Here is a 19191-nt window from a genome sequence, read left to right as displayed (position 1 = left end):
AGTTTTCCGCCTGGGATAATTTGGTCCTTTAGCTTTTCGACGCAGCTGCCGGCTGCCTCGCAATGGTCACTTGTGGAACGTCATAGGCCTCGAACGCGGTCCAGTATCGCTCGATATCCGCGCGGAACAAGCCGCGCGTCAGACCATGCACCAGTTTCGGAATCGCGGTGGTCATCGCATTGATCGATGACCCCGACGGGCCGAAGCTCATGGTGGACGCAATTGCGAAAAGATGGATGTCGGAGATCCACGGCGTGGTGCCGGGAACGCGTTCCATCAGCGCGTAATCATCGCCGAGATAGGGGAAATAGCCAAGGCGCGGGCTGAGCTCGGTTTCCGGCGGCTGATAGCGATCGGACCAGGTCGCGATGTTACCGGCGCAATTGTGCAATTCGCGGCGGCTCGCGAAATCCATGTCGATGCCGGTCCCGCAGATCACGAAGTCTGCAGTGAAGGTATCCTGTGGTGTCTGCAGCGTAACTTGGTTGCCTATTTTTTGTGCTGACTGAATGGGCGCGTTCTCATGCAAGTGAAAGCTTGCATGCCGCGCGCAGCGATCCCATGTCGGCTGCGGGAAGCCTTCGCGCAAGTCCATCAGCCGGCGCATGAAGCGCCAGCGCCAGACATCGTCGAGCTCGCTGAAGTGACGCAGCAGCCCGCGGAAGGTTAGCCAGTGATAGGGCTGGACGATCTGGATTTCCGCGCGGCGGCACAACAGGTGCACGTCAGCGCCGGCTTCGAGTGCGGTCGCCGCATTGTCGAAGGCGGATGCACCGGCGCCGATCACGGCGACGGTCTTGCCGCACAGGGCTTCGAAATCGATATCCGCGGATGCGTTGACGCAGAGTGACCGTGGCAGGTGCTGGAGCTGCTCCGGAAGCATCCAGTCGCCCATGCCTTCCTGGCCGGTGGCCAGAACGATCTTGCGCGCATGAATAACTTCAATACCGCCGGCGCTCTGCACGGTCGCTGTAAGCAAGCCGTTCGCGGCAGGCCCAATGTCCAGGACCTCGCAGCCATTGCGTACAGGCACGTCGGTAACGCGCCTGAACCACAGCAGATAGTCCGCCCAGTGGCCGCGCGGGATGCGATCGAGCGCCTGCCAGTGATCCTTGCCGAACATGGCTTCGTGCCATGACTGATAGGTGAGGGTGGGGATATCGAGATCAGGGCCGGTGAAGTGCTTCGGGCTGCGCAGCGTCGGCATGCGGGCGTAGGTGAGCCAGGGGCCTTCGCGGCCCTCTGCGCTTTTGTCGACAACGAGAATATTGCTGACCTGCGAGCGCAGCAGGCCGAAGGCCGTGACGACGCCGGACTGACCGGCGCCAACGATCAGTACGTCCAGTGCGGGCGTGCCGTCCGGCGCGGATTTCGGCTGCAGCCATGGCATGTTCGGATGGGCGATCTTGTGGAGATCGTCGCGGACCTGCGCTTCCAGCGCCTTGAGCGCGTCGTTCATGCTGCGAGCCATCCGCCATCGACCGGCATGACCGTGCCGGTGGTGAAGGAGGATGCATCGCTCGCCAGATGCAGCGCGGTCTGCGCGACTTCTTCGGCGAGACCGAACCGCTTCATGGCGTGACGATTGCGCGAGGCATCGCGCACGGGTTCGGGGTCCGCATGGCGCGCGAAACTGCGGCGCAGCAGCGGCGTGTCGATGGCGCCCGGCGCGATCGCGTTGACGCGAATGCCGTCGGTGGCGAAATCCACCGCCATGGTCCGTGTCAGGCTGATGATTGCGCCCTTGGCAGCGATATAGGCGCTGTTGCCCTTGCCGCCGGCGATCGCGAGCTGCGAAGCCAGCGTAATGATCGAGCCCTTGCCTTGCTTCTGCATTTGCGGGACGGCCGCACGCGCCCACAGCCAGGTGCCGCCGACATTGGTGCGAAATACCGCATCCCAATCCTCAGGCGCCGTGGTGATCACCGTGCCGCCGCAGGAAAAACCGGCCGATATCATCAGCACGTCGAGTTGGCCGCGCTGCGCGATGATCTCGCTGGTGACTGTCTGCGCAAAATCGCCGTCGCCGACATCGCCGACATGCATCGAAGCATTGTTTTGATCGGGCAAAGCCGTCAGCGTTTCCTTCAGGCCCGCCTGATCGCGGTCCACCAGGGCGACGAAGGCACCTTCCTGTGCGAACAGGATGGCGCTGGCCTGGCCAATCCCTGAGCCGCCGCCGGTGATGATCGCGGTACGTCCCTGAAGCCTCATATGCTCATCCTTCGCTGTGCCGCGCCGACCAGTCGATCAGATCCGCGGCTGAGTCGGTGCAGCCGAATTTGGCGCGCCATCCGAATTCCTGTTCCAGTCGCGCCGTCGAAAGTGGTGCGCGGTCGCTGTCGCTGTGCAGATCGATGGTCGGGGTTTCACCGACGCTCGCCAGGCGACACACAAAGCCCGGACGGCGCTCTGCCACTTGCTGGCCCCACTCCAGCGCCGACCACGATGTCGGGTTCGAGATATTGTAGAGGCGATGCTGCGTCTTTGGTGCCTCGATCAGCAAAGTCATGGCATCGGCGACATCGGGCGCATAGATCCAGTCCCGCACGCCGGAACGGACCAGAATGGCGGCGCTCTGCTTCGCGTGCGCCGTGAAAATCTGCATCAGCGGGCTGAGCGTATCCCGTACGCCTGTTGCACGCTCCCATGGCCCAAACACGGCGCTGAGCCGCACGCTGATGAAATCGGTCTGCCAGAGCGCGGCAAGACGCGATGCGACCTTCTCGGATGCGAATTTGGTGATGGCGTAGAGCGAGACGGGATCGCAGGGCAGTTCTTCGTCGAGAACAGGATATTTGAACGCGGAGGTGCCGTATGCTCCAGCGGACGACAGATTGATCACCCGCTTCACGCCATGGCGGCGTGCTGCCGCGAGGATCGGCGTTTGCGCCATCAGGTTGACTTGCAGGATGCTTTCCGGATCGGCGGCATCGCGCTCTGTGCTTGCCGTGATCGCAGCGCCGAGAACGATGGCATCGAAGCCGGTGGTGATGACACTGTCGATCAATGTCCGGTCGAGCACATCGCCGATGATCACCGAAAGCCTATCGCCATAGTCAGCGAAGGCAAGCTGCGCCGCCGGTGGCAGACCCGAACGGTCGAACAGGGTCACCACATGGCCGCGCTTCAACAGGGCTTCTGCGATATTCAATCCGACAAAGCCGGTGCCGCCAAAAACGAGAATCTTCATCGATCAGCCTATGAACCGCCAGGCGGTCCTTCGCCCCTGTTTGGACCATTGCGCTCCACGCCCAAAGCACGTTTTGCAGGCGCTTGGCGATTATGCGGTGTGCAGCGATACGGGCCCAGGCTTTATTCGTCGTGATAGAGGCCTGCTAGGTCTTCGTGTCGGTCGCAATCTTCAATGTCGCAAGAACGGCATCGCCCGTCTTGCGCGTATGCGCACTGAGGGAGGCTGCAAATCCTTGCGCGTCGCGCGCGCGAAGCAGAGCCATGAAAGCCTCGTGTTCCCTTACGGATTCCGTCCATCGTGCCGCGTCATAATTGGCGGTGGCCCGTGCCCGATAGATATTCGCGTTCAACGTCGTCCAGATATTGAGGAGCACAGGATTTTTGGCGAGCCTGGTAATCTCGATATGGATGTCCTGGTTCAGCCTGAAATAGGCCGGGCGCGATGCTTCGCGATGAAGGGTAACAAGCTGGTCATGCATCGCACTGAGCCGGGCAATATCTTCATCCGTCGCGCGCATTGCGGCCTCGGCGCCGGCAACGCCGTCCAGCGCGACCATGATCGCAAAGCTGTTTGCGATTTCTTCCCTGTCGACCGGGGTGACGACAGGGGTGCGGTGAGGGCGCAGTTCGATCAGCCCCTCGGAGGCCAGTATCTTGAATGCTTCGCGCAACGGTGTGCGCGATACGCCGAACGTTTCGCACAACATCTTTTCTGGCAAAGGGGCTCCGGCCTGGAGTTCGCCATCGACAATCATTTCGCGCACCTTCGCGACGAGTTGATCGTGCAGCGACATACGGTCCAGCGGCCGTTTTGAATGATCCGAGGAGAGTTTCAGCCGTGTCGGCTTGAAGCGCGTCCGAAGCTTCGCGCGTGGGGCAATCTCACTCATGGTTCAGTCTCTCGGGTGGCGAGGTTGCCTCCAAACGACATCCTTCGCCCAAAAATGCAGCATCGAAGTCGAGATGATAATAATTCATAGTAATTGATATTACTATATAATTTTATAATTGCATATCGTATCCGGATTGGCATGAGGCTTGCTGAGTGGTGGACGTATCGTGAATTCACCGCCACCCGCTCCGGAGATTGCGACGATGAAGAAAAATCTGCTCGGCATTCTGATTGCGCTTTGTTTGGCATCGATTGCCCCGGCCGCGATGGCCCAGTCCGAGTCGGTGATCAAGCTCGGCTATGCGAAATGTGCGCATTGCACACCGATGTCGCTCACCCCGCAATACGCCAAGGGCGTTCAGATCGATGCGGTTGGATTTAACACAGGCACGGATGCGCTGACTGCGCTTGTCTCGAAGAACATCGACGTAGCGCAGGTGACCTATCTTCATTATGCGATCGCGCTCGACAAGGGTTTCGACGTGGTCGCTATTTCCGGGCAGGTCAATGGCGGTTCGGCAATGTTGGTTGGTAATGATCTGTCGATCGTTCCGAATGACTGGGCTTCGCTCAAGAAAGTCATCGCTGACTACAAGGCGGGGGGAAAGCCATTCCGCGTCGCGGCGTCCCGCGGCAACGCGCAGGACATTCATATGCGCGGCGCCTTTGCCAAGCAGGGCATCGACATCAACAAGGACGTGCAGTTCGTCAACATTCCCAATCCCTCCGATCACCTTCAGGCGCTGCGTCGCGGTGAAATCGAGCTGATCTGCACCGTGGAGCCCTTCGCCACCCAGATCCTTCAGGCCAAGGCCGCCAAGATGTTCGGCCTTCCCTACGATCAGGCTGCGGGAAAGCTCACCAACCTGATTCTGACGCGGTCGGATGTCGTCAAGGACAAACCGAAGCAGCTCGAAGAGACCGTGCGTGCGGTTGTGAAAGTCGATGAATTCGTCGCGGCGGACAAGGGTGCCCTGATCGACGTGATATCCAAGATCACCGGCCTCGATAAAGCTATCGCCACTGGCGCTGTCGAGAACCTCGATCCGGATCCGAAGATGTACCGCGCATCGGCGCTCGCCATCGCAGCGATGATGCGCGATCTGAAATATATCAATTCCGACGTTTCGGCGGCCGTCGAGAAGAACATGGACTACCGCTTCCTGGAGGCTGCCACCGGCAAGCCGAAATCCGAACTCGGTTACTGAGCCTGGTCATGCCCCAGGCCCTCGCAATGTTCAGGCGACTGGATCGGTATATCGTGCCGGTCCTGATCCTCGCCGGCTGGGAAGCATTTTCCCGATCCGGCGCACTGCCTGCGGCGCTGTTGCCGGCGCCTTCCACCGTGGCCTGGGCTTGGGCGGATTGGGTGTTCGGCACCGACGGCAATACCCAGACCTATAGCGGCCACTGGCTGTTCGACATGCTCGCCAGCCTGTCGCGCGTTCTCGCGGGTTTCGCCATTGCCACGGCGCTGGCCGTGTCGGTCGGGGTCGCCATCGGGTGGTCCCGCACTGTCGAGGTGATCATCGAGCCGACGCTGCAGACGCTCCGGCCGATCCCGCCGGTGTCGTGGATTCCGCTCGCCATCATCTGGTTCGGCATCGCCAACAAGCCGGCGATTTTCCTGGTGTTCCTCGGTGCGTTCTTTCCGATCCTGCTCAATACGATTCACGGCGTGAAGACCTGCGATCGCAATCTGATCCGCGCCGGCGCGATGGTGGGTGGCGGCAATCGGCAATTGCTGCGCTTCATCGTGCTGCCGGCCGCACTGCCCAGCATCTTTGCCGGTCTGCGGATCGGCATCGGCTCGGCCTGGATGCTGACAGTGACGGCGGAGATGGTCGCTGTGAAAAGCGGTCTCGGCTATGTGCTGTGGGATTCCTATTACTTCCTGCGCTACGATCTTGTGCTGGCTGCGATGGCCAGTATCGGCCTGCTCGGTTTTCTCAGCGATTTCGGCATCCGTCTCGTGATGGCGCGCGTGCTGCACTGGCAGCGCAACACGACGATCCAGAGCGGGGAGATCTAGGTCATGGCGACGATCGAAATCTCCGGTGTCTCCAAGGTCTTCAAGGACGCGAAACGCAAGGCCGATGTCACGGCTCTCGACGACATCAATATCAAGGTGGAGAAGAACCAGTTTCTCTGTCTGCTCGGCCCCAGCGGATGCGGCAAGTCCACGCTTCTCAATATGATCGCAGGCTTCGAGAAGCCGTCATCCGGCACCGTCACCGTCGATGGTCAATTGATCACGGCGCCCGGTTCGGAGCGCGGGGTGGTATTTCAGCAGGCCAACCTGATGCCGTGGCTCCCGGTCTGGGAGAATGTCGGCTTCCACCTGCTGCTGCGCGGCGGCCAGAAGGCCGTGCGCCGCGAAACAGCACAGCGCTATATCGACATGGTCGGGCTCACGGGATTTGAAAATCATTATCCGTCCGAACTGTCAGGTGGCATGAATCAGCGTGTCGGCATCGCCCGTGCATTGCTGATGAATCCGCAGGTCATCCTGATGGATGAGCCGTTCGGCGCGCTCGATGAGCAGACCCGGATGGATATGCAGAATGAACTCGTCCGGATCTGGCAGGAACACCAGGGCACGATCGTTTTCGTGACGCACGGCATCGACGAAGCACTGACGCTGGGCACGCATGTTGCCGTGATGAGCGCTCGCCCGGGGCTTATACGCGAAATCATCCCGTTGGACCTGCCGCGGCCACGCGACATCACCAGCCCGCAGTTCAACGAAATCAAACGTCACGTTCTCGATCTGCTTCGATCTGAACGGACGAAACCATCCCTCGAAACTCTGGATCATCCATGACCAAACGTGTCCTTCTCGGAATGCTGACGCCTTCGTCGAACACGGCGCTGGAGCCGATCACGACTGCCATGCTTGGCGAATTGCCCGAAGTCTCGGCGCATTTCTCGCGTTTCAAGGTCACGGAGATCGCGCTGTCGAACAAGGCGCTCGCCCAATTCGACAATTCGGAAATCCTGCGGGCCGCAGAATTGCTGGCTCATGCGAAGGTCGATGTCATCGGCTGGAATGGAACATCCTCTGGCTGGCTCGGCTTTGAGGCGGATGTCCGCCTGTGCGAGCAGATCACCGCAGCAACCGGGATTCCTGCGACGACGTCGATGTTGGCTCTCAATGAGATTCTTGAACATCAAAAGGTGAAGCGTCTGGGGTACGTGACGCCATATCTGGACGACGTTCAGGCCAAGATTCTGGAGAATTATGAAAAGCTAGGCTTTGCGTGCCAGGGTGAACGCCATCTCGGCCTGCAGGATAACTTCTCGTTCTCCGAAGTGCCCGTTGTGCAACTTGAGGATATGACGCGGGACGTGGCCAAGGAAAAGCCAGACGCTATCACGATCATCTGCACCAATTTGAGAGTTGCACCATCCGCGGCGAAACTGGAAAGGGAAACGGGCATTCCAGTCTATGACACCATTGCCACGGTGGTCTGGAAATGCCTGAAGATGGCTGGCGTCGATACCAAACGCGTCACCCAATGGGGATCGCTGTTTCAGCAAGTCTAGTATTTGTCTATATGCATCCTGCGTTGCTGAATTGACGAGGTTTTGCTCATGACCGCTTTCGATACCGTCATTCGTCATGGCACCATTGCAACCGCGAGCGAAACCTACAAAGCCGATGTCGGCATCTGGAACGGCCGCATCGTTGCCATCGGCGAAGCGCTGACCGACGCGAACGAGACGGTCGATGCAACCGGTCTGCTAGTGCTGCCCGGCGGTATCGACAGCCACGTTCATATTGCGCAACCATCCGGCCCCGGCATCGTCATGGCCGATGATTTCGAGAGTGCGACACGCGCGGCAGCCTTCGGCGGCAACACCTTCGTGATGCCTTACTGTCTGCAGGCGAAGGGCCAACCGATCCGCGAGGCGTTGAAGAATTATCACACGCTTGCCGATCAGAATTGCCATATTGATCATTCCTTCCACCTGATCATCGCCGATCCCAGTGAAGCGGTACTCGGGCAGGAGCTGCCAGCCTTGATCGCCGATGGCTACACCTCGCTCAAGGTCTTCATGACCTATGAAGACCTCGCGCTGAGCGATCTGCAGATCCTGCAGGTACTGGCCGTGGCGCGTGAATCCGGTGCACTGGTTCAGGTTCATGCGGAGAATTACGACGCCATCCGCTTTCTGGTCGACAAGCTCGAACACGACGGCAATGTCGGCCCGTATTTTCACGCCAAGTCGCGGCCTATCGTCGTTGAGCGCGAAGCCACGCACCGGGCCATCTCGCTGGCGGAACTGGTCGACGTGTCGATGGTCGTCGTCCACGTCTCCAACCGGGAGTCGATGGAAGAAATCCGCCGTGCGCAGCAGCGCGGTCTGACGATCCATGGCGAGACCTGTCCGCAATATCTGGTGCTGACCGAGGAAGACCTGAAAGATCTGGGTATGGAGGGCGCGAAATATGTCTGCTCGCCGCCACCGCGCGATCTCGCCAGCCAGCAGGCGTGCTGGGAAGGTCTGCAGCAGGGCGTATTCTCACTGTTCTCGTCGGATCATTGCCCGTTTCGCTATGACGACGTGCAGGGCAAGCAACCACCCAACGCGCGTACCAGCTTCCGCTGGATTCCGAACGGCATTCCAGGTGTCGAGACGCGCCTTCCGATCCTGTTCTCGGAAGGTGTCAGCAAGGGCCGCATCACGCTCAACCAGTTCGTGGCACTGACATCGACCAATCATGCGAAGACCTATGGCCTCACCCGCAAGGGCTCCATCGCCATCGGCAACGATGCCGATATCGCGCTGTGGGATCCGAAGCGCCAAGCAACGCTCACCCAAGCGAACCTGCATCACGGCGCCGATTACACGCCTTATGAAGGTCTGGAGATTACGGGCTGGCCGGTGGCAACGATGCTGCGCGGGAAATTCGTTACGCGCGACGGCAAGCTCGTCGGCGGAAAAGTCGAGGGACGCTATGTCAGCCGTGCTGCGCCATTTCCCGGCAAGGGCGCGACATCAACGGCCGCGTAACAGCGCGCGGTCGTCGCGCGCGCAGGCGGTGATGAATTCCAGTACGGCGCGCACCGGCGGCTGATCCGTGAGATCGGGATGGGCCAGCAGCCAGATATCGGACAGGCTGGTCAGTTTCTGCGGCGCCACGCGGATAAGATCCGCATGAGCGTCACCGACGATGCATGATAGCACGCAGATGCCGATTCCGGCGCGGACCGCTGCGAGCATGTCGGCCTGCGACGAGCAGCGGATGGCGACAGTGGCGTCCTTGGTGACGTGGTCGCTCCAGCGGCCCAATTCGGAATTCGAGGATTTGTCCGCGAAGCCAATGACCGTGTGGTCCTTCCACGCCGCGCGCTGTTCCGGCAGCAGACATCGCGCTGCGTAATCGCGCGACGCATAGAAGCCGACGCCAAGCTTGGCGATTTTCCGCCCGGTGAGATTTTCATCGCCGGTTTGGTAGAGGCGTAGCACGATGTCAGCTTCGCGTTTGCGCACGCTGACCGGAAATGGATGCGTCACGAGCTGGATCTCGACATGAGGGTGCTGGCGGATGAAGGCGCCGATATGCGGCATCAGCCAGAAATTCGCCAGCGTCGGCCCGATCGATACCTTGACCACGCCGCGTGCGCTCTGGCCCGACGCGCCGGCCACGGCTTCCGCCTTCAGCGCGGCCTCGGCCATTGCCTTGGTGTTCTCGTGAAACCGGCGGCCGCGCGCGGTCAGCACCAGCCCTTCGTCGGAGCGCACGAACAGTTTGGTGCCAAGTTGTTTCTCCAGCGCAGCGACCTCGCGGCTGACAGTCGGATGGCTGGTGCGCAATTGCCTGGACGCACCGAGATAGCTTCCGGCATCGACGACGGCATTGAAGGTGCGGCAGAGATCCCAGTCCATGTGATCAAATCCGGAAGACTTATTGTTCAAATTCGAACAACACGCGGGGGCGGTCAACCCCTATAGTTCGGTTATAAAAATGGAAACGCCTATGTCGCTCCCCAAAGCTCTCGATGGCACCCTCGAGCTGCCTGTGCTCGGCTCTCCGCTGTTCATCGTCTCCGGTCCCGAACTTGTCATCGCGCAATGCAAGGCCGGCATCGTCGGCTCGTTTCCGGCACTGAACGCGCGGCCCGTCGAAATGCTCGATCAGTGGCTGACGCGCATCGAGGATGAACTGGCCGATTACAAGGCGAAGAATCCGGGCAAGAAGGTTGCACCCTATGCGGTCAACCAGATCTGCCACGCGTCCAACGACCGGCTGATGAAGGACATGGAGACCTGTGTGAAGCACAAGGTTCCGATCATTATCACCTCGTTGCGCCCGCCGTCAGAAATCGTCGAGGCCGCGCATTCCTATGGCGGCGTGGTGTTTCACGACGTCATCAACGTCAAGCACGCGCGCAAGGCAGCCGAGCAGGGCGTCGATGGACTGATCCTGGTCTGCGCCGGTGCCGGGGGGCATGCCGGTACGTTGTCACCCTTCGCGCTGGTGCGTGAAGTGAAGCAGTGGTTCAAGGGGACTGTGCTGGTATCTGGTGCAATCTCCGACGGTTACGGGATTGCATCGGCGCTCGCGCTCGGCGCAGACCTCGCTTACATGGGCACGCGTTTCATTGCGACCGAAGAAGCCAATGCCGAAGCGGGTTACAAGAAGGCGCTGACCGAATTCGCCGCGCATGACACGGTCTACACCAACCTGTTCACCGGTATTCACGGCAACTATCTCGGCCCGTCCATCGCCGCAGCTGGTCTCGATCCCGACAATCTGCCGGTGGCCGACAAGACCAAGATGAACTTCGGCTCCGGCGGCAACATGAAGGTCAAGGCCTGGAAGGACATCTGGGGCTGCGGCCAGGGCATCGGACAAATCGTCGATGCGCCGTCGGTGGCAGCACTCGTGGATCGCCTGAAGCGCGAATATGCGGAAGCGACCTCTGACTTTGCGAGACGGGCACGCGCATAAGCGCGGCTCGATAAAACGAAATAGGGAGAAGACAATCATGACATCAGTCATGCTGAGGACGCTTGGGCTGTTTGCTTTTGCCGTCTGCGTGAATGCGCCGACGCAAGCTGCGGCCAGCAGCAAGGAAGAGATCAAGATCGGGCAGACACTGCCCTATAGCGGTCCGCTCTCGGGCTTCGGCGTGATTGGCCGCGCGCAGGAGGCTTATTTCGCCAAGCTGAATGCGGACGGCGGCATCAACGGGCGCAAGATCAAGTTTATCAGCCTTGATGACGCCTATTCGCCACCGAAAACTGTGGAGCAGACCCGCAAGCTGGTCGAGCAGGATGAAGTCCTGATGATGTTCGGGACGCTCGGCACCGCGACCAACAATGCCGTGCATCGCTATCTCAACAGCAAGAAGATTCCGCAGCTCTTTGTCCTGAGCGGCGCCACCAAGTGGGCGGATCCGAAGAGCTTTCCGTGGACCATGCCGGGCATGGCCGCCTACGAATCGGAAGGTGTCGTCTATGCCAAGCACATCCTGAAGACCAAGCCGGATGCGAAGATCGCCATTCTCGCGCAGAACGACGATCTCGGAAAAGACTATGTGGCCGGCTTCAAGCGGGCTTTGGGCGACAAGGCCGCGAAGATGATCGTGTCCGAGGCGACCTATGAGACCAGCGCTCCGACGATCTCGTCGCAGCTTGCGACGCTCAAGACGTCAGGCGCGAATGTGCTGTTCGGAGCCGTGGTCGGCAAATTCTCGTCGCAGATGATCAAGGGCGTTGCCGAAATCGGCTGGAAGCCTGACCTGATGTTCGTCCCGACCTCGGCCTCGTCGATCACATTTCTGGAGCCTGCCGGTCTCGACAATGCCACCGGTCTGATCACGTCGAGCTATCAGAAGGACATCAATGACGCGCAATGGGCCAACGACGAAGACGTGAAGGCCTATTTCGCCTTCATGAAGGAGAGCCTGCCGTCGGCTGACCCCCGTAACACCAATTATGCGACAGGGTTCCTGAATGCCCACCTTATCACGCATATCCTGAAAGCCTGCGGCGACGATGTCAGCCGGGAGAATATCCTGCGGCAGGCGACATCGATGAAGAACGTCAAGCTGCCGCTGCTGCTGGCGGGCGTCACGGTGAATACCGCCAAGGACGACTATCTTTCGTTCCAGCAGCTGCGGCTGCGCCGTTTCAACGGCAAGAACTGGGAAGGCTTTGGCGAATTGCTCGACGATCAGTGAGCAACTGTGCCATCACATCGACAGAAAAGAGATCGAAGCCAGCAATGGCTTCGATCGATTCAAGAACAGCGTAAGGGCGGACAATGATTATCAGCGGCGACCGGACCATCAGCTATCCGGATATCATGCAGCGTATTGCCAAGGTGGCGACCGGGTTCAAGAGCCTCGGCGCCGACGCCAATGCGCCGGTCGGCATGATGCTGCGCAACGATTTCGCCCTGTTCGAGACGGCTTTCGGCGCTGGCGCTCTTGGCGCACGTGTGGTGCCGATCAACTGGCATCTGAAAGGTGAAGAGGTCAGCTATATTCTTGCTGACAGTGGAGCGAAGCTGCTGGTCTGCCACGCCGACCTGTTGCCGCAGATCGCGGAAAACCTGCCAAAGGGGTTGCCGCTTCTGGTCGTCCGCACGCCACCGGAAATCTCAGCCGCCTATGGTATTCCCGAGACCGCGACCGAAGTGCCTGCCGGCTGCACCGACTTCGATAACTGGCGCGAGCAGCAAGCGCCGATGGAGAACGCTTCCAAGCGCGCGCTGACCATGTTCTATACATCCGGTACCACCGGCCGTCCGAAAGGCGTGACGCGTGCGCCGATGACGCCCGAACAGGCAGCGGCATCCGAGCGCGTCGGCGGCATCGCCTATGGGCTGAAGCCGAATGAAGATCAGATGATTCTGATGAACGGGCCGATGTATCATTCGGCGCCGAGTTCCTATGGGCTGATGGCATTCCGTCACGGCAGCACCATCGTGCTCGAACCGCGTTTCGATCCCGAGGACCTACTGCAGCTCACCGAAAAACACCGCATCACCAACATGCATATGGTGCCGACCATGTTCGTACGGCTGCTGCGGCTGCCGGACGAGGTGAAGTCGCGCTATGACCTGTCATCGCTGCGTTTCATCATCCATGGCGCAGCGCCATGCCCGATCCATGTGAAGCAGGCGATGATCGCGTGGTGGGGACCGGTGATCAACGAATATCTCGGCTCCACCGAGACCGGCGTGCCGATCTGGCATTCGTCGGAGGAAGCTCTGAGGAAGCCGGGCACGGTCGGCCGCACCATCGAGGGCGGCGTAGTCAAGATCTTCGACGCCGATGGCAAGGAATGTCCGGTCAATGTGCCCGGTGAAATCTTCATGCGGCAGACCTCTGTGCCGGATTTCGATTATCAGGGCCGCCCCGACGCACGGGCCGAAGCCGGGCGCGACGGGCTCATCAGCGTCGGCGATGTCGGCTATCTCGACGAGGACGGCTATCTGTTCATGTGCGATCGCAAGCGCGACATGGTCATCTCCGGCGGCGTCAACATCTATCCCGCCGAGATCGAGAACACGCTGATCGGCATGGACGGCGTGCGCGACTGCGCGGTGTTCGGTGTGCCCGACGATGAGTTCGGCGAGCGGCTGGTCGGCTGCGTGGAGCTGGAAGATGATGCGCAGCTCTCCTCGTCCGAGATCCAAGCCTATCTCAAGCAACGCCTCGCCAACTTCAAGGTGCCGAAGGAGATCCACTTTCACACTGCGTTGCCGCGCGAGTCGACCGGCAAGATCTTCAAGCGCAAGCTGCGCGATCGATACGGTGCCGCGCCGGCCGCTTAATCGCCAATGGTCGTCGCAAGGACTCCTTGCAATGACGGCGCAAAAAGAAGGCACCGAGCTCGTTGCTCGGCGCCTTTTCTCTTTCGAGGACAGCGGCGATCAGGTGTTGATCCAAACTGCCTTGATGTTGAGATATTCGTCGATGTGATGCACGCCGGACTCGCGGCCATAGCCGCTCATCTTGTAGCCGCCGAACGGCACCGCGGGATCCATCGCCTGATAGCAATTGATCCAGACCGAGCCGGCCTGCAGGGACTTCGCGAGGCGGTGCGCCTTGCTGACATCCCTGGTCCAGACGCCGCTGCCGAGACCGAATGTCGTGTTGTTGGCGCGCTGTACCAGTTCGTCCATGTCGGTGAAGGAGATTGCCGAGATCACCGGCCCGAAGATCTCTTCCTGCGCGATCTTCATGTTGTCCTGGACGTTGGCGAACACGGTCGGCTGCACGAAGAAGCCCTTCGACAGTTCGCCGTCCGTCAGGCGGCCACCGCCGGACAGCGCCTTGGCGCCTTCGCCGCTTCCGGTGGTGAGATAGCCGGTGACGCGGTCGAACTGTTCCTTGGAGACCAATGGCCCGAGCTGGGTGTCGGGGTTCGCACCGTTACCGACCTTCAGCTTCTTGGCGAATTCGGCGACGCGGCCGACGAATTCGTCATAGATCTTCTTTTCGACGAACAAACGCGTACCGGCGCTGCAGATCTGGCCGGAATTCGCGAACACCGCCATGGCTGCGCCGGGAACGGCGGCATCGAGGTCGGCATCGGAGAACACAATGTTCGGCGACTTGCCGCCGAGCTCGAGCGACACGCGCTTGAGGTTGCCGGCCGAGGCGCGGATGATCGACTGGCCGGTGAAGTGGGAACCGGTGAAGGCGACCTTATTGACGTCCATATGCGAGGCCAGCGCGGCGCCGGCGGTTTCGCCGTAGCCCGGCACGACGTTGACGACGCCAGCCGGGAAGCCGGCTTCCAATGCCAGCTCACCGAGGCGTAGCGAGGTCAGCGGTGCTTCTTCCGCTGGCTTCAGCACAATGGTGCAGCCGGTGGCGATGGCAGGGCCGATCTTCCAGATGCTGGCTGACAGCGGCGAGTTCCACGGAATGATCGCGCCGACGACGCCGACGGGCTCCTTCAGCGTGTAGGAGAAGATCTCGCCCGGCAGCGAATTCTCGATCGTTTCGCCATAGATCAGTGTGGCCTGGCCGGCATAGAAGCGCAGCATGCCCAGGATGCGCTGCTTGCCAGCGAAAGTGCGCATGACCGGCGCGCCCATATCGAGCGTATCGAGCATTGCGAGTTCGTCAAAATGCTTCTCGACGAGCTCGGCGAATTTCAGCAGCAGCGCCTGGCGCTCGTAGGGCTTGGCCTTGCTCCATGGGCCTTCGAAGGCGCGGCGGGCGGCGGCGACCGCAAGGTCGATATCCCCAGCATCGCCTTCGGCGACGGTGGCAAGCAGTTCGCCGGTGGCGGGATTATGCGTTTCGAACTTCTTGCCGGATTGGGCGTCCTGCCATTTGCCGTCGATCAGCATCTGCTTGTAGGAGCCGTTCGCGTAAGGGTGCGCGGTGGCAGAGATTGGCTGCATCAAGCCCATAATGTGATCCTCCCGGACGTTTGTTTGAAGTGCCGTTGTAGCGCGCGGAATATATCGTTTTCGCGAAACGGGTAAAGGCGGGGAACCCTATCGCCGCGCATGGGAGGTCTCCGCAGCGAATTCATGATCGTGAATTGATGCTTGGAATCGTTCAACTGATCTCGTGGATCCAGCGCGTGAAAATGCGATCGGCTTGGGCTGGCAGTCGGTTGGCGACGGCTGCGGTGCTTGAACGCAGCTGCGCGATGGGAATGCCGGCGGCGGCCAGTTCGACCGCGTGACCGACATACCACTCCTCGAGCTGCCGTGGATCGGCTTCGAGATGGAACTGCAGCGCCAGTGCATGGCGACCATAGGCAAAGGCCTGATTGTCATAGGCATCGTTCGAGGCCAGACGAATGGCACCCTCCGGCAGATCGAACGTATCGGCATGCCAATGCAGGACACTGGCGCCATCCTCTGCCAGCGGGCCGAGGCATGAGCCTGCGCCTTGCTTGGTCAGGGACACCTGGCCCCAGCCGATCTCCTTGATGCCGCCGGCATAGACCCGGGCGCCGAGCGCGCGGGCCATCAATTGTGCGCCAAGGCAGATGTCGAGCGTCGGGCGCCCCTGCGCGAGACGCCGTTCCAGCAGGGCGATCTCACGTGTCAGGAACGGGTAGGCGTCAGCCTCATAGACGCCGATGGGGCCGCCCAGCACGATCAGGAGGTCGGCATCCACGATGGAGCGGTGCGACACATCGTCGATGGCGGCATCGCAGAACGAGACGTCCCATCCCTCACGATCCAGTACCGACGACAGCAGGCCCAGGTCCTCGAAAGCGACATGACGCAGGGCGACGGCAGAACGCCGGTGACGGTTCATGAAGAGGGGCTCACACGCAATTGACCGGCAATCGTTATATCCATAAGAATATAACGATCAACAGCCGATTGTGCGACGCACGGATGCGCTGGTTGCCTCAGACGTTGAGATTCATCCAGACGGCCTTCGGCTCGGTAAAGTTCTCGAGCGCCGCATCGCCATGCTCGCGACCGAAGCCGGAATCGCGCGAGCCGCCCCAGGGGAGCCGGACATCCGTATAGCCATAAGTGTTGATCCAGACCGTACCGGCCTTCACCTGTTTGGCGAAGCGCTGCACGCGGCCGATATCCGAGCTCCAGACACCGGCGGCGAGGCTGTATTTGGTGCCATTGGCCTTGCTGATGGCATCGGCCTCATCGAAGAACCTGACGATGCTGACGACCGGGCCGAAGATCTCTTCCTGCGAGATGCGCATTTCGTGTTCGACATTGGCGAACACCGTGGGCGCGACGAAATAGCCGCGATCACCGATGCGTGTGCCGCCGGTCGTCACGGTTGCGCCTTCCTTGGTGCCGATATCGACATAGTCCAGCACACGCTTCATCTGCAATTCGGAGACGATCGGTCCCATTGTCGTACCGGACTGCGTGGGATCGCCGACGCGGATTGCCTTGGCACGGGCCGTCATGCGCTCCACGACCTCGTCATAGACGGACGCATGCGCGAGAATGCGCGAACCGGCCGAGCAGACCTGGCCGGAATTGAAGAAGATGCCGGAGGCGGCGGCCTTGGTGGCGGAATCCAGATCGGCGTCGTCGAAGATCACATTGGCCGATTTGCCCCCGAGTTCGAGCGTGACGCGCTTCAGATTGCCGGCGGCGCCAGCGAGAATTTCGCGGCCGACGGTCGGCGATCCCGTGAAGGTGATTTTGTCGATATCGGGATGATCGACCATGGCGCGGCCGGCAGTCTTGCCAAATCCCGGCACGATATTGAGCGTCCCCGGAGGCAGACCGGCTTCGAGTGCCAATTCGCCGATCCGCAGCGCGGACAGCGGCGTGATCTCGGCCGGCTTCAGCACGATGGTGCAGCCGCAGGCCAGGGCCGGCGCGATCTTCCACATCCCGATCATCAGCGGGAAATTCCACGGCACGATGGCGCCGACGACGCCGATCGGTTCGCGCACCGTATAGGTCAGCGCGTCATGGCGCGCCGGGATCACCTGTCCGTTGATCTTGTCGGCCCAGCCCGCATAGTAGCGCAGCGTGTCGATGGCGGCAGGCAGGTCCTGGCGCTGCACGGCGGCGAGCGGCTTGCCGGTATCGAGACTTTCCAGCGCGATCAGTTCCTGCGCGTGATCTTCCAGCAGTTGTGCGAAGCGCTGCAGCACGAGGCCGCGATCGGCCGCGCGCATGCGGCCCCACGGGCCTTCGAGCGCCCTGCGTGCGGCGCGGACGGCACGGTCGATGTCGCTGGCATCGGCTTCGGCGACGACGGCGATGATCTCGCCCGTCGCGGGATTGAGGACATCGAAATATCGGCCGGACAACGGCTCGACCTGCTGGCCGTCGATGAGGAGACGTTTGCGCGTCAGTTTCGACGATGCAGAAATGGCAAGATCAGCATGTGAGATCTCTGGCATAGTGTATACCTCCCGATGTTTCGACGATCGGATCAGGAGGGGCATCGACAGTAAATATGAGAACGTGAGTCACGGCGCGGCGGCACATATGCAATCGCGAACATAGGTGGCAGGGCGATAGGAAGCACGATGCGCATCGATATCGAAACCATCTGGCGATTCCGCAAGCCGGGCTCGCGCCAGCCGACATCGGTGATGCTCGGCTTTCTCAAGGACATCAACGAGACCGGCAAGCTGACGCTCGCGGCCAGCCGCAACCAGCTGTCCTACCGCCATGCGTGGAGCCTGGTGAATGACTGGTCGGCCTTCTTCGGCGTGCCGGTGGTCGAGCGGAGCAAGGGCAAGGGCACCAAGCTGACGGCATTTGGCGAGAAACTGGTCTGGGCCGGCGAACGGCTGGAAGCGCGGCTCGGACCGCAGCTCGACAATCTGGCGCAGGAACTGGCGACCGAACTCAAGGAGCTGCTGCCCAATCATCCTGCGGTCATCCGCGTTCATGCCAGTCACGGTTTTGCCGTGTCAAAATTGCGCGAGATGCTGAACACCACGGCGGGCACGGGTATCGATCTGCGCTATGTCAGCAACCAGACCTCGCTGGTGTCGCTGGCGCATAACACCTGCGATCTCGCCGGCGTGCATCTGCCGCGCGGCGAATTGCGCAAGCGCAGCGTCAATGCCTGCAAGGAGTGGGTCGACAACCGCGTCCATCGCGTCGTCGGTTTCGCGACCCGCGAAATGGGCCTGATGGTGAAGCCCGGCAATCCGCTGCGCATCACATCGATGGAAGCGCTGATCAATCCCGCGATCCGCTTCGTCAATCGCGATCAGGATTCCGGCACGGGGTTGCTGTTCGATCAGCTGCTTCGTCAACACAAGATCGATCCCGAGCAGATCAACGGTTATCAGCAGGTGGAGTTCACCCATGCGGCCGTCGCCGCCTATGTCGCCAGCGACATGGCCGACGTCGCCTTCGGCGTCGAGGCTGCGGCGCGGCAATTCGGGCTGGATTTCGTACGGCTGCTGACCGAAGACTACTATTTCGTTTGCCGCGAGACGCTGCTCGACCAGGAGCCGATGAAGCATATCCTCGCATTGCTGCGCAGCGCAGAGTTTCATGACGTGCTGGTCAAGCTGCCCGGCTATGCCGCGTCGGACACCGGCGCGATCAAGACCGTGAACGAGGTGTTTCACGGGAAGAAGTCATAGCCATGCGCGAACGGACGCCGGTCCATGCGTTAGCGCTGTTGTGAGATGCCAAGGCGCGCGTT

General features: G+C 60.8%; 17 protein-coding genes. 9 read left to right on the top strand and 8 right to left on the bottom strand.

Annotation, left to right across the window (positions count from 1 at the left end; genetic code table 11):
• Positions 1 to 28 precede the first annotated feature (28 nt).
• The 4 genes from A4A58_RS25385 to A4A58_RS25370 all read right to left on the bottom strand — a co-directional run bounded on the left by A4A58_RS25385 (position 29) and on the right by A4A58_RS25370 (position 4085).
• Positions 29 to 1459 (bottom strand): NAD(P)-binding domain-containing protein, encoded by a 1431-nt coding sequence (locus tag A4A58_RS25385; RefSeq protein WP_068737399.1) that lies wholly within the window; start codon positions 1457 to 1459, stop codon positions 29 to 31.
• A complete protein-coding gene (locus A4A58_RS25380) occupies positions 1456 to 2214 on the bottom strand; it encodes an SDR family oxidoreductase (protein WP_068737397.1) in 759 nt (252 codons plus the stop codon). The genes A4A58_RS25385 and A4A58_RS25380 overlap by 4 nt, the downstream gene beginning before the upstream one ends.
• 4 nt (positions 2215 to 2218) lie before the next feature.
• Complete coding sequence (locus A4A58_RS25375) at positions 2219 to 3193, bottom strand: NAD-dependent epimerase/dehydratase family protein (RefSeq protein WP_068737395.1); 975 nt, start codon at positions 3191 to 3193, stop codon at positions 2219 to 2221.
• 145 nt (positions 3194 to 3338) lie between these two features.
• The gene (locus A4A58_RS25370) at positions 3339 to 4085 is read right to left on the bottom strand and encodes a GntR family transcriptional regulator (RefSeq protein ID WP_068737393.1); all 747 of its coding nucleotides are present in this window, start codon (positions 4083 to 4085) and stop codon (positions 3339 to 3341) included.
• A gap of 205 nt (positions 4086 to 4290) precedes the next feature.
• Here A4A58_RS25370 and A4A58_RS25365 point away from each other — a divergent pair, with 205 nt between their 5' ends.
• Genes A4A58_RS25365 through hydA form a run of 5 tightly spaced genes read left to right on the top strand, consistent with a single transcriptional unit; the run spans position 4291 to position 9106 of the window.
• On the top strand, positions 4291 to 5295 hold the full coding sequence (locus A4A58_RS25365) for an ABC transporter substrate-binding protein (RefSeq protein ID WP_068737391.1): 1005 nt from the start codon (positions 4291 to 4293) through the stop codon (positions 5293 to 5295).
• 8 nt (positions 5296 to 5303) lie between these two features.
• Positions 5304 to 6119, top strand: a complete 816-nt coding sequence (locus A4A58_RS25360; protein WP_068737389.1) for an ABC transporter permease — start codon at positions 5304 to 5306, stop codon at positions 6117 to 6119.
• 3 nt (positions 6120 to 6122) lie between these two features.
• Entirely contained in the window at positions 6123 to 6911 is a 789-nt protein-coding gene (locus tag A4A58_RS25355) for an ABC transporter ATP-binding protein (protein ID WP_068737387.1), read from the top strand.
• Complete coding sequence (locus A4A58_RS25350) at positions 6908 to 7633, top strand: maleate cis-trans isomerase family protein (protein ID WP_068737385.1); 726 nt, start codon at positions 6908 to 6910, stop codon at positions 7631 to 7633. The genes A4A58_RS25355 and A4A58_RS25350 overlap by 4 nt, the downstream gene beginning before the upstream one ends.
• A 48-nt stretch (positions 7634 to 7681) precedes the next feature.
• A complete protein-coding gene (gene hydA, locus A4A58_RS25345; protein ID WP_068737382.1) occupies positions 7682 to 9106 on the top strand; it encodes a dihydropyrimidinase in 1425 nt (474 codons plus the stop codon).
• On the opposite strand, the gene A4A58_RS25340 is transcribed toward hydA, so the two are convergent.
• On the bottom strand, positions 9092 to 9982 hold the full coding sequence (locus tag A4A58_RS25340) for a LysR family transcriptional regulator (RefSeq protein WP_068737380.1): 891 nt from the start codon (positions 9980 to 9982) through the stop codon (positions 9092 to 9094). The genes hydA and A4A58_RS25340 overlap by 15 nt on opposite strands.
• Positions 9983 to 10073: 91 nt before the next feature.
• Between A4A58_RS25340 and A4A58_RS25335 the strand changes: the two genes are divergently transcribed.
• From A4A58_RS25335 to A4A58_RS25325, 3 genes are all read left to right on the top strand, one after another.
• On the top strand, positions 10074 to 11048 hold the full coding sequence (locus A4A58_RS25335) for an NAD(P)H-dependent flavin oxidoreductase (RefSeq protein WP_068737378.1): 975 nt from the start codon (positions 10074 to 10076) through the stop codon (positions 11046 to 11048).
• A gap of 49 nt (positions 11049 to 11097) precedes the next feature.
• Positions 11098 to 12282, top strand: a complete 1185-nt coding sequence (locus A4A58_RS25330) for an ABC transporter substrate-binding protein (RefSeq protein WP_068737377.1) — start codon at positions 11098 to 11100, stop codon at positions 12280 to 12282.
• Between the two features lie 83 nt (positions 12283 to 12365).
• Complete coding sequence (locus tag A4A58_RS25325) at positions 12366 to 13883, top strand: acyl-CoA synthetase (RefSeq protein ID WP_068737374.1); 1518 nt, start codon at positions 12366 to 12368, stop codon at positions 13881 to 13883.
• A 99-nt stretch (positions 13884 to 13982) separates the two neighbouring features.
• Here the strand turns inward: A4A58_RS25325 and A4A58_RS25320 are convergent, their stop codons facing one another.
• The 3 genes from A4A58_RS25320 to A4A58_RS25310 all read right to left on the bottom strand — a co-directional run bounded on the left by A4A58_RS25320 (position 13983) and on the right by A4A58_RS25310 (position 17923).
• On the bottom strand, positions 13983 to 15476 hold the full coding sequence (locus tag A4A58_RS25320; protein WP_068737372.1) for an aldehyde dehydrogenase family protein: 1494 nt from the start codon (positions 15474 to 15476) through the stop codon (positions 13983 to 13985).
• A 151-nt stretch (positions 15477 to 15627) separates the two neighbouring features.
• Positions 15628 to 16341, bottom strand: a complete 714-nt coding sequence (locus A4A58_RS25315) for a glutamine amidotransferase (protein ID WP_068737369.1) — start codon at positions 16339 to 16341, stop codon at positions 15628 to 15630.
• 97 nt (positions 16342 to 16438) lie between these two features.
• On the bottom strand, positions 16439 to 17923 hold the full coding sequence (locus A4A58_RS25310) for an aldehyde dehydrogenase family protein (RefSeq protein ID WP_068737367.1): 1485 nt from the start codon (positions 17921 to 17923) through the stop codon (positions 16439 to 16441).
• 129 nt (positions 17924 to 18052) lie between these two features.
• Here A4A58_RS25310 and A4A58_RS25305 point away from each other — a divergent pair, with 129 nt between their 5' ends.
• Positions 18053 to 19129 carry a substrate-binding domain-containing protein gene (locus A4A58_RS25305; protein WP_068737365.1) on the top strand — a complete coding sequence of 359 codons (1077 nt, stop codon included), beginning with the start codon at positions 18053 to 18055 and terminating at the stop codon, positions 19127 to 19129.
• Positions 19130 to 19191: the final 62 nt, after the last annotated feature.

The organism is Tardiphaga robiniae (genome assembly GCF_001618955.1).
Lineage (GTDB): Bacteria > Pseudomonadota > Alphaproteobacteria > Rhizobiales > Xanthobacteraceae > Tardiphaga > Tardiphaga robiniae_A.
The sequence above is the reverse complement of the archived record's forward strand: the minus strand, read 5'-3'. Positions and strand labels throughout refer to the sequence as shown.

Excerpts from the sequence above, each read along its gene's own strand:
- A4A58_RS25385 (WP_068737399.1), bottom strand. The coding sequence starts at position 1,459 with ATGAACGACGCGCTCAAGGCGCTGGAAGCGCAGGTCCGCGACGATCTC.
- A4A58_RS25340 (WP_068737380.1), bottom strand. The coding sequence starts at position 9,982 with ATGGACTGGGATCTCTGCCGCACCTTCAATGCCGTCGTCGATGCCGGA.
- A4A58_RS25310 (WP_068737367.1), bottom strand. The coding sequence starts at position 17,923 with ATGCCAGAGATCTCACATGCTGATCTTGCCATTTCTGCATCGTCGAAA.
- A4A58_RS25320 (WP_068737372.1), bottom strand. The coding sequence starts at position 15,476 with ATGGGCTTGATGCAGCCAATCTCTGCCACCGCGCACCCTTACGCGAAC.
- A4A58_RS25365 (WP_068737391.1), top strand. The coding sequence starts at position 4,291 with ATGAAGAAAAATCTGCTCGGCATTCTGATTGCGCTTTGTTTGGCATCG.
- A4A58_RS25380 (WP_068737397.1), bottom strand. The coding sequence starts at position 2,214 with ATGAGGCTTCAGGGACGTACCGCGATCATCACCGGCGGCGGCTCAGGG.
- A4A58_RS25350 (WP_068737385.1), top strand. The coding sequence starts at position 6,908 with ATGACCAAACGTGTCCTTCTCGGAATGCTGACGCCTTCGTCGAACACG.
- A4A58_RS25360 (WP_068737389.1), top strand. The coding sequence starts at position 5,304 with ATGCCCCAGGCCCTCGCAATGTTCAGGCGACTGGATCGGTATATCGTG.
- A4A58_RS25355 (WP_068737387.1), top strand. The coding sequence starts at position 6,123 with ATGGCGACGATCGAAATCTCCGGTGTCTCCAAGGTCTTCAAGGACGCG.
- A4A58_RS25305 (WP_068737365.1), top strand. The coding sequence starts at position 18,053 with ATGCGCATCGATATCGAAACCATCTGGCGATTCCGCAAGCCGGGCTCG.
- A4A58_RS25375 (WP_068737395.1), bottom strand. The coding sequence starts at position 3,193 with ATGAAGATTCTCGTTTTTGGCGGCACCGGCTTTGTCGGATTGAATATC.
- A4A58_RS25330 (WP_068737377.1), top strand. The coding sequence starts at position 11,098 with ATGCTGAGGACGCTTGGGCTGTTTGCTTTTGCCGTCTGCGTGAATGCG.
- A4A58_RS25315 (WP_068737369.1), bottom strand. The coding sequence starts at position 16,341 with ATGAACCGTCACCGGCGTTCTGCCGTCGCCCTGCGTCATGTCGCTTTC.
- A4A58_RS25370 (WP_068737393.1), bottom strand. The coding sequence starts at position 4,085 with ATGAGTGAGATTGCCCCACGCGCGAAGCTTCGGACGCGCTTCAAGCCG.
- A4A58_RS25325 (WP_068737374.1), top strand. The coding sequence starts at position 12,366 with ATGATTATCAGCGGCGACCGGACCATCAGCTATCCGGATATCATGCAG.
- A4A58_RS25335 (WP_068737378.1), top strand. The coding sequence starts at position 10,074 with ATGTCGCTCCCCAAAGCTCTCGATGGCACCCTCGAGCTGCCTGTGCTC.
- hydA (WP_068737382.1), top strand. The coding sequence starts at position 7,682 with ATGACCGCTTTCGATACCGTCATTCGTCATGGCACCATTGCAACCGCG.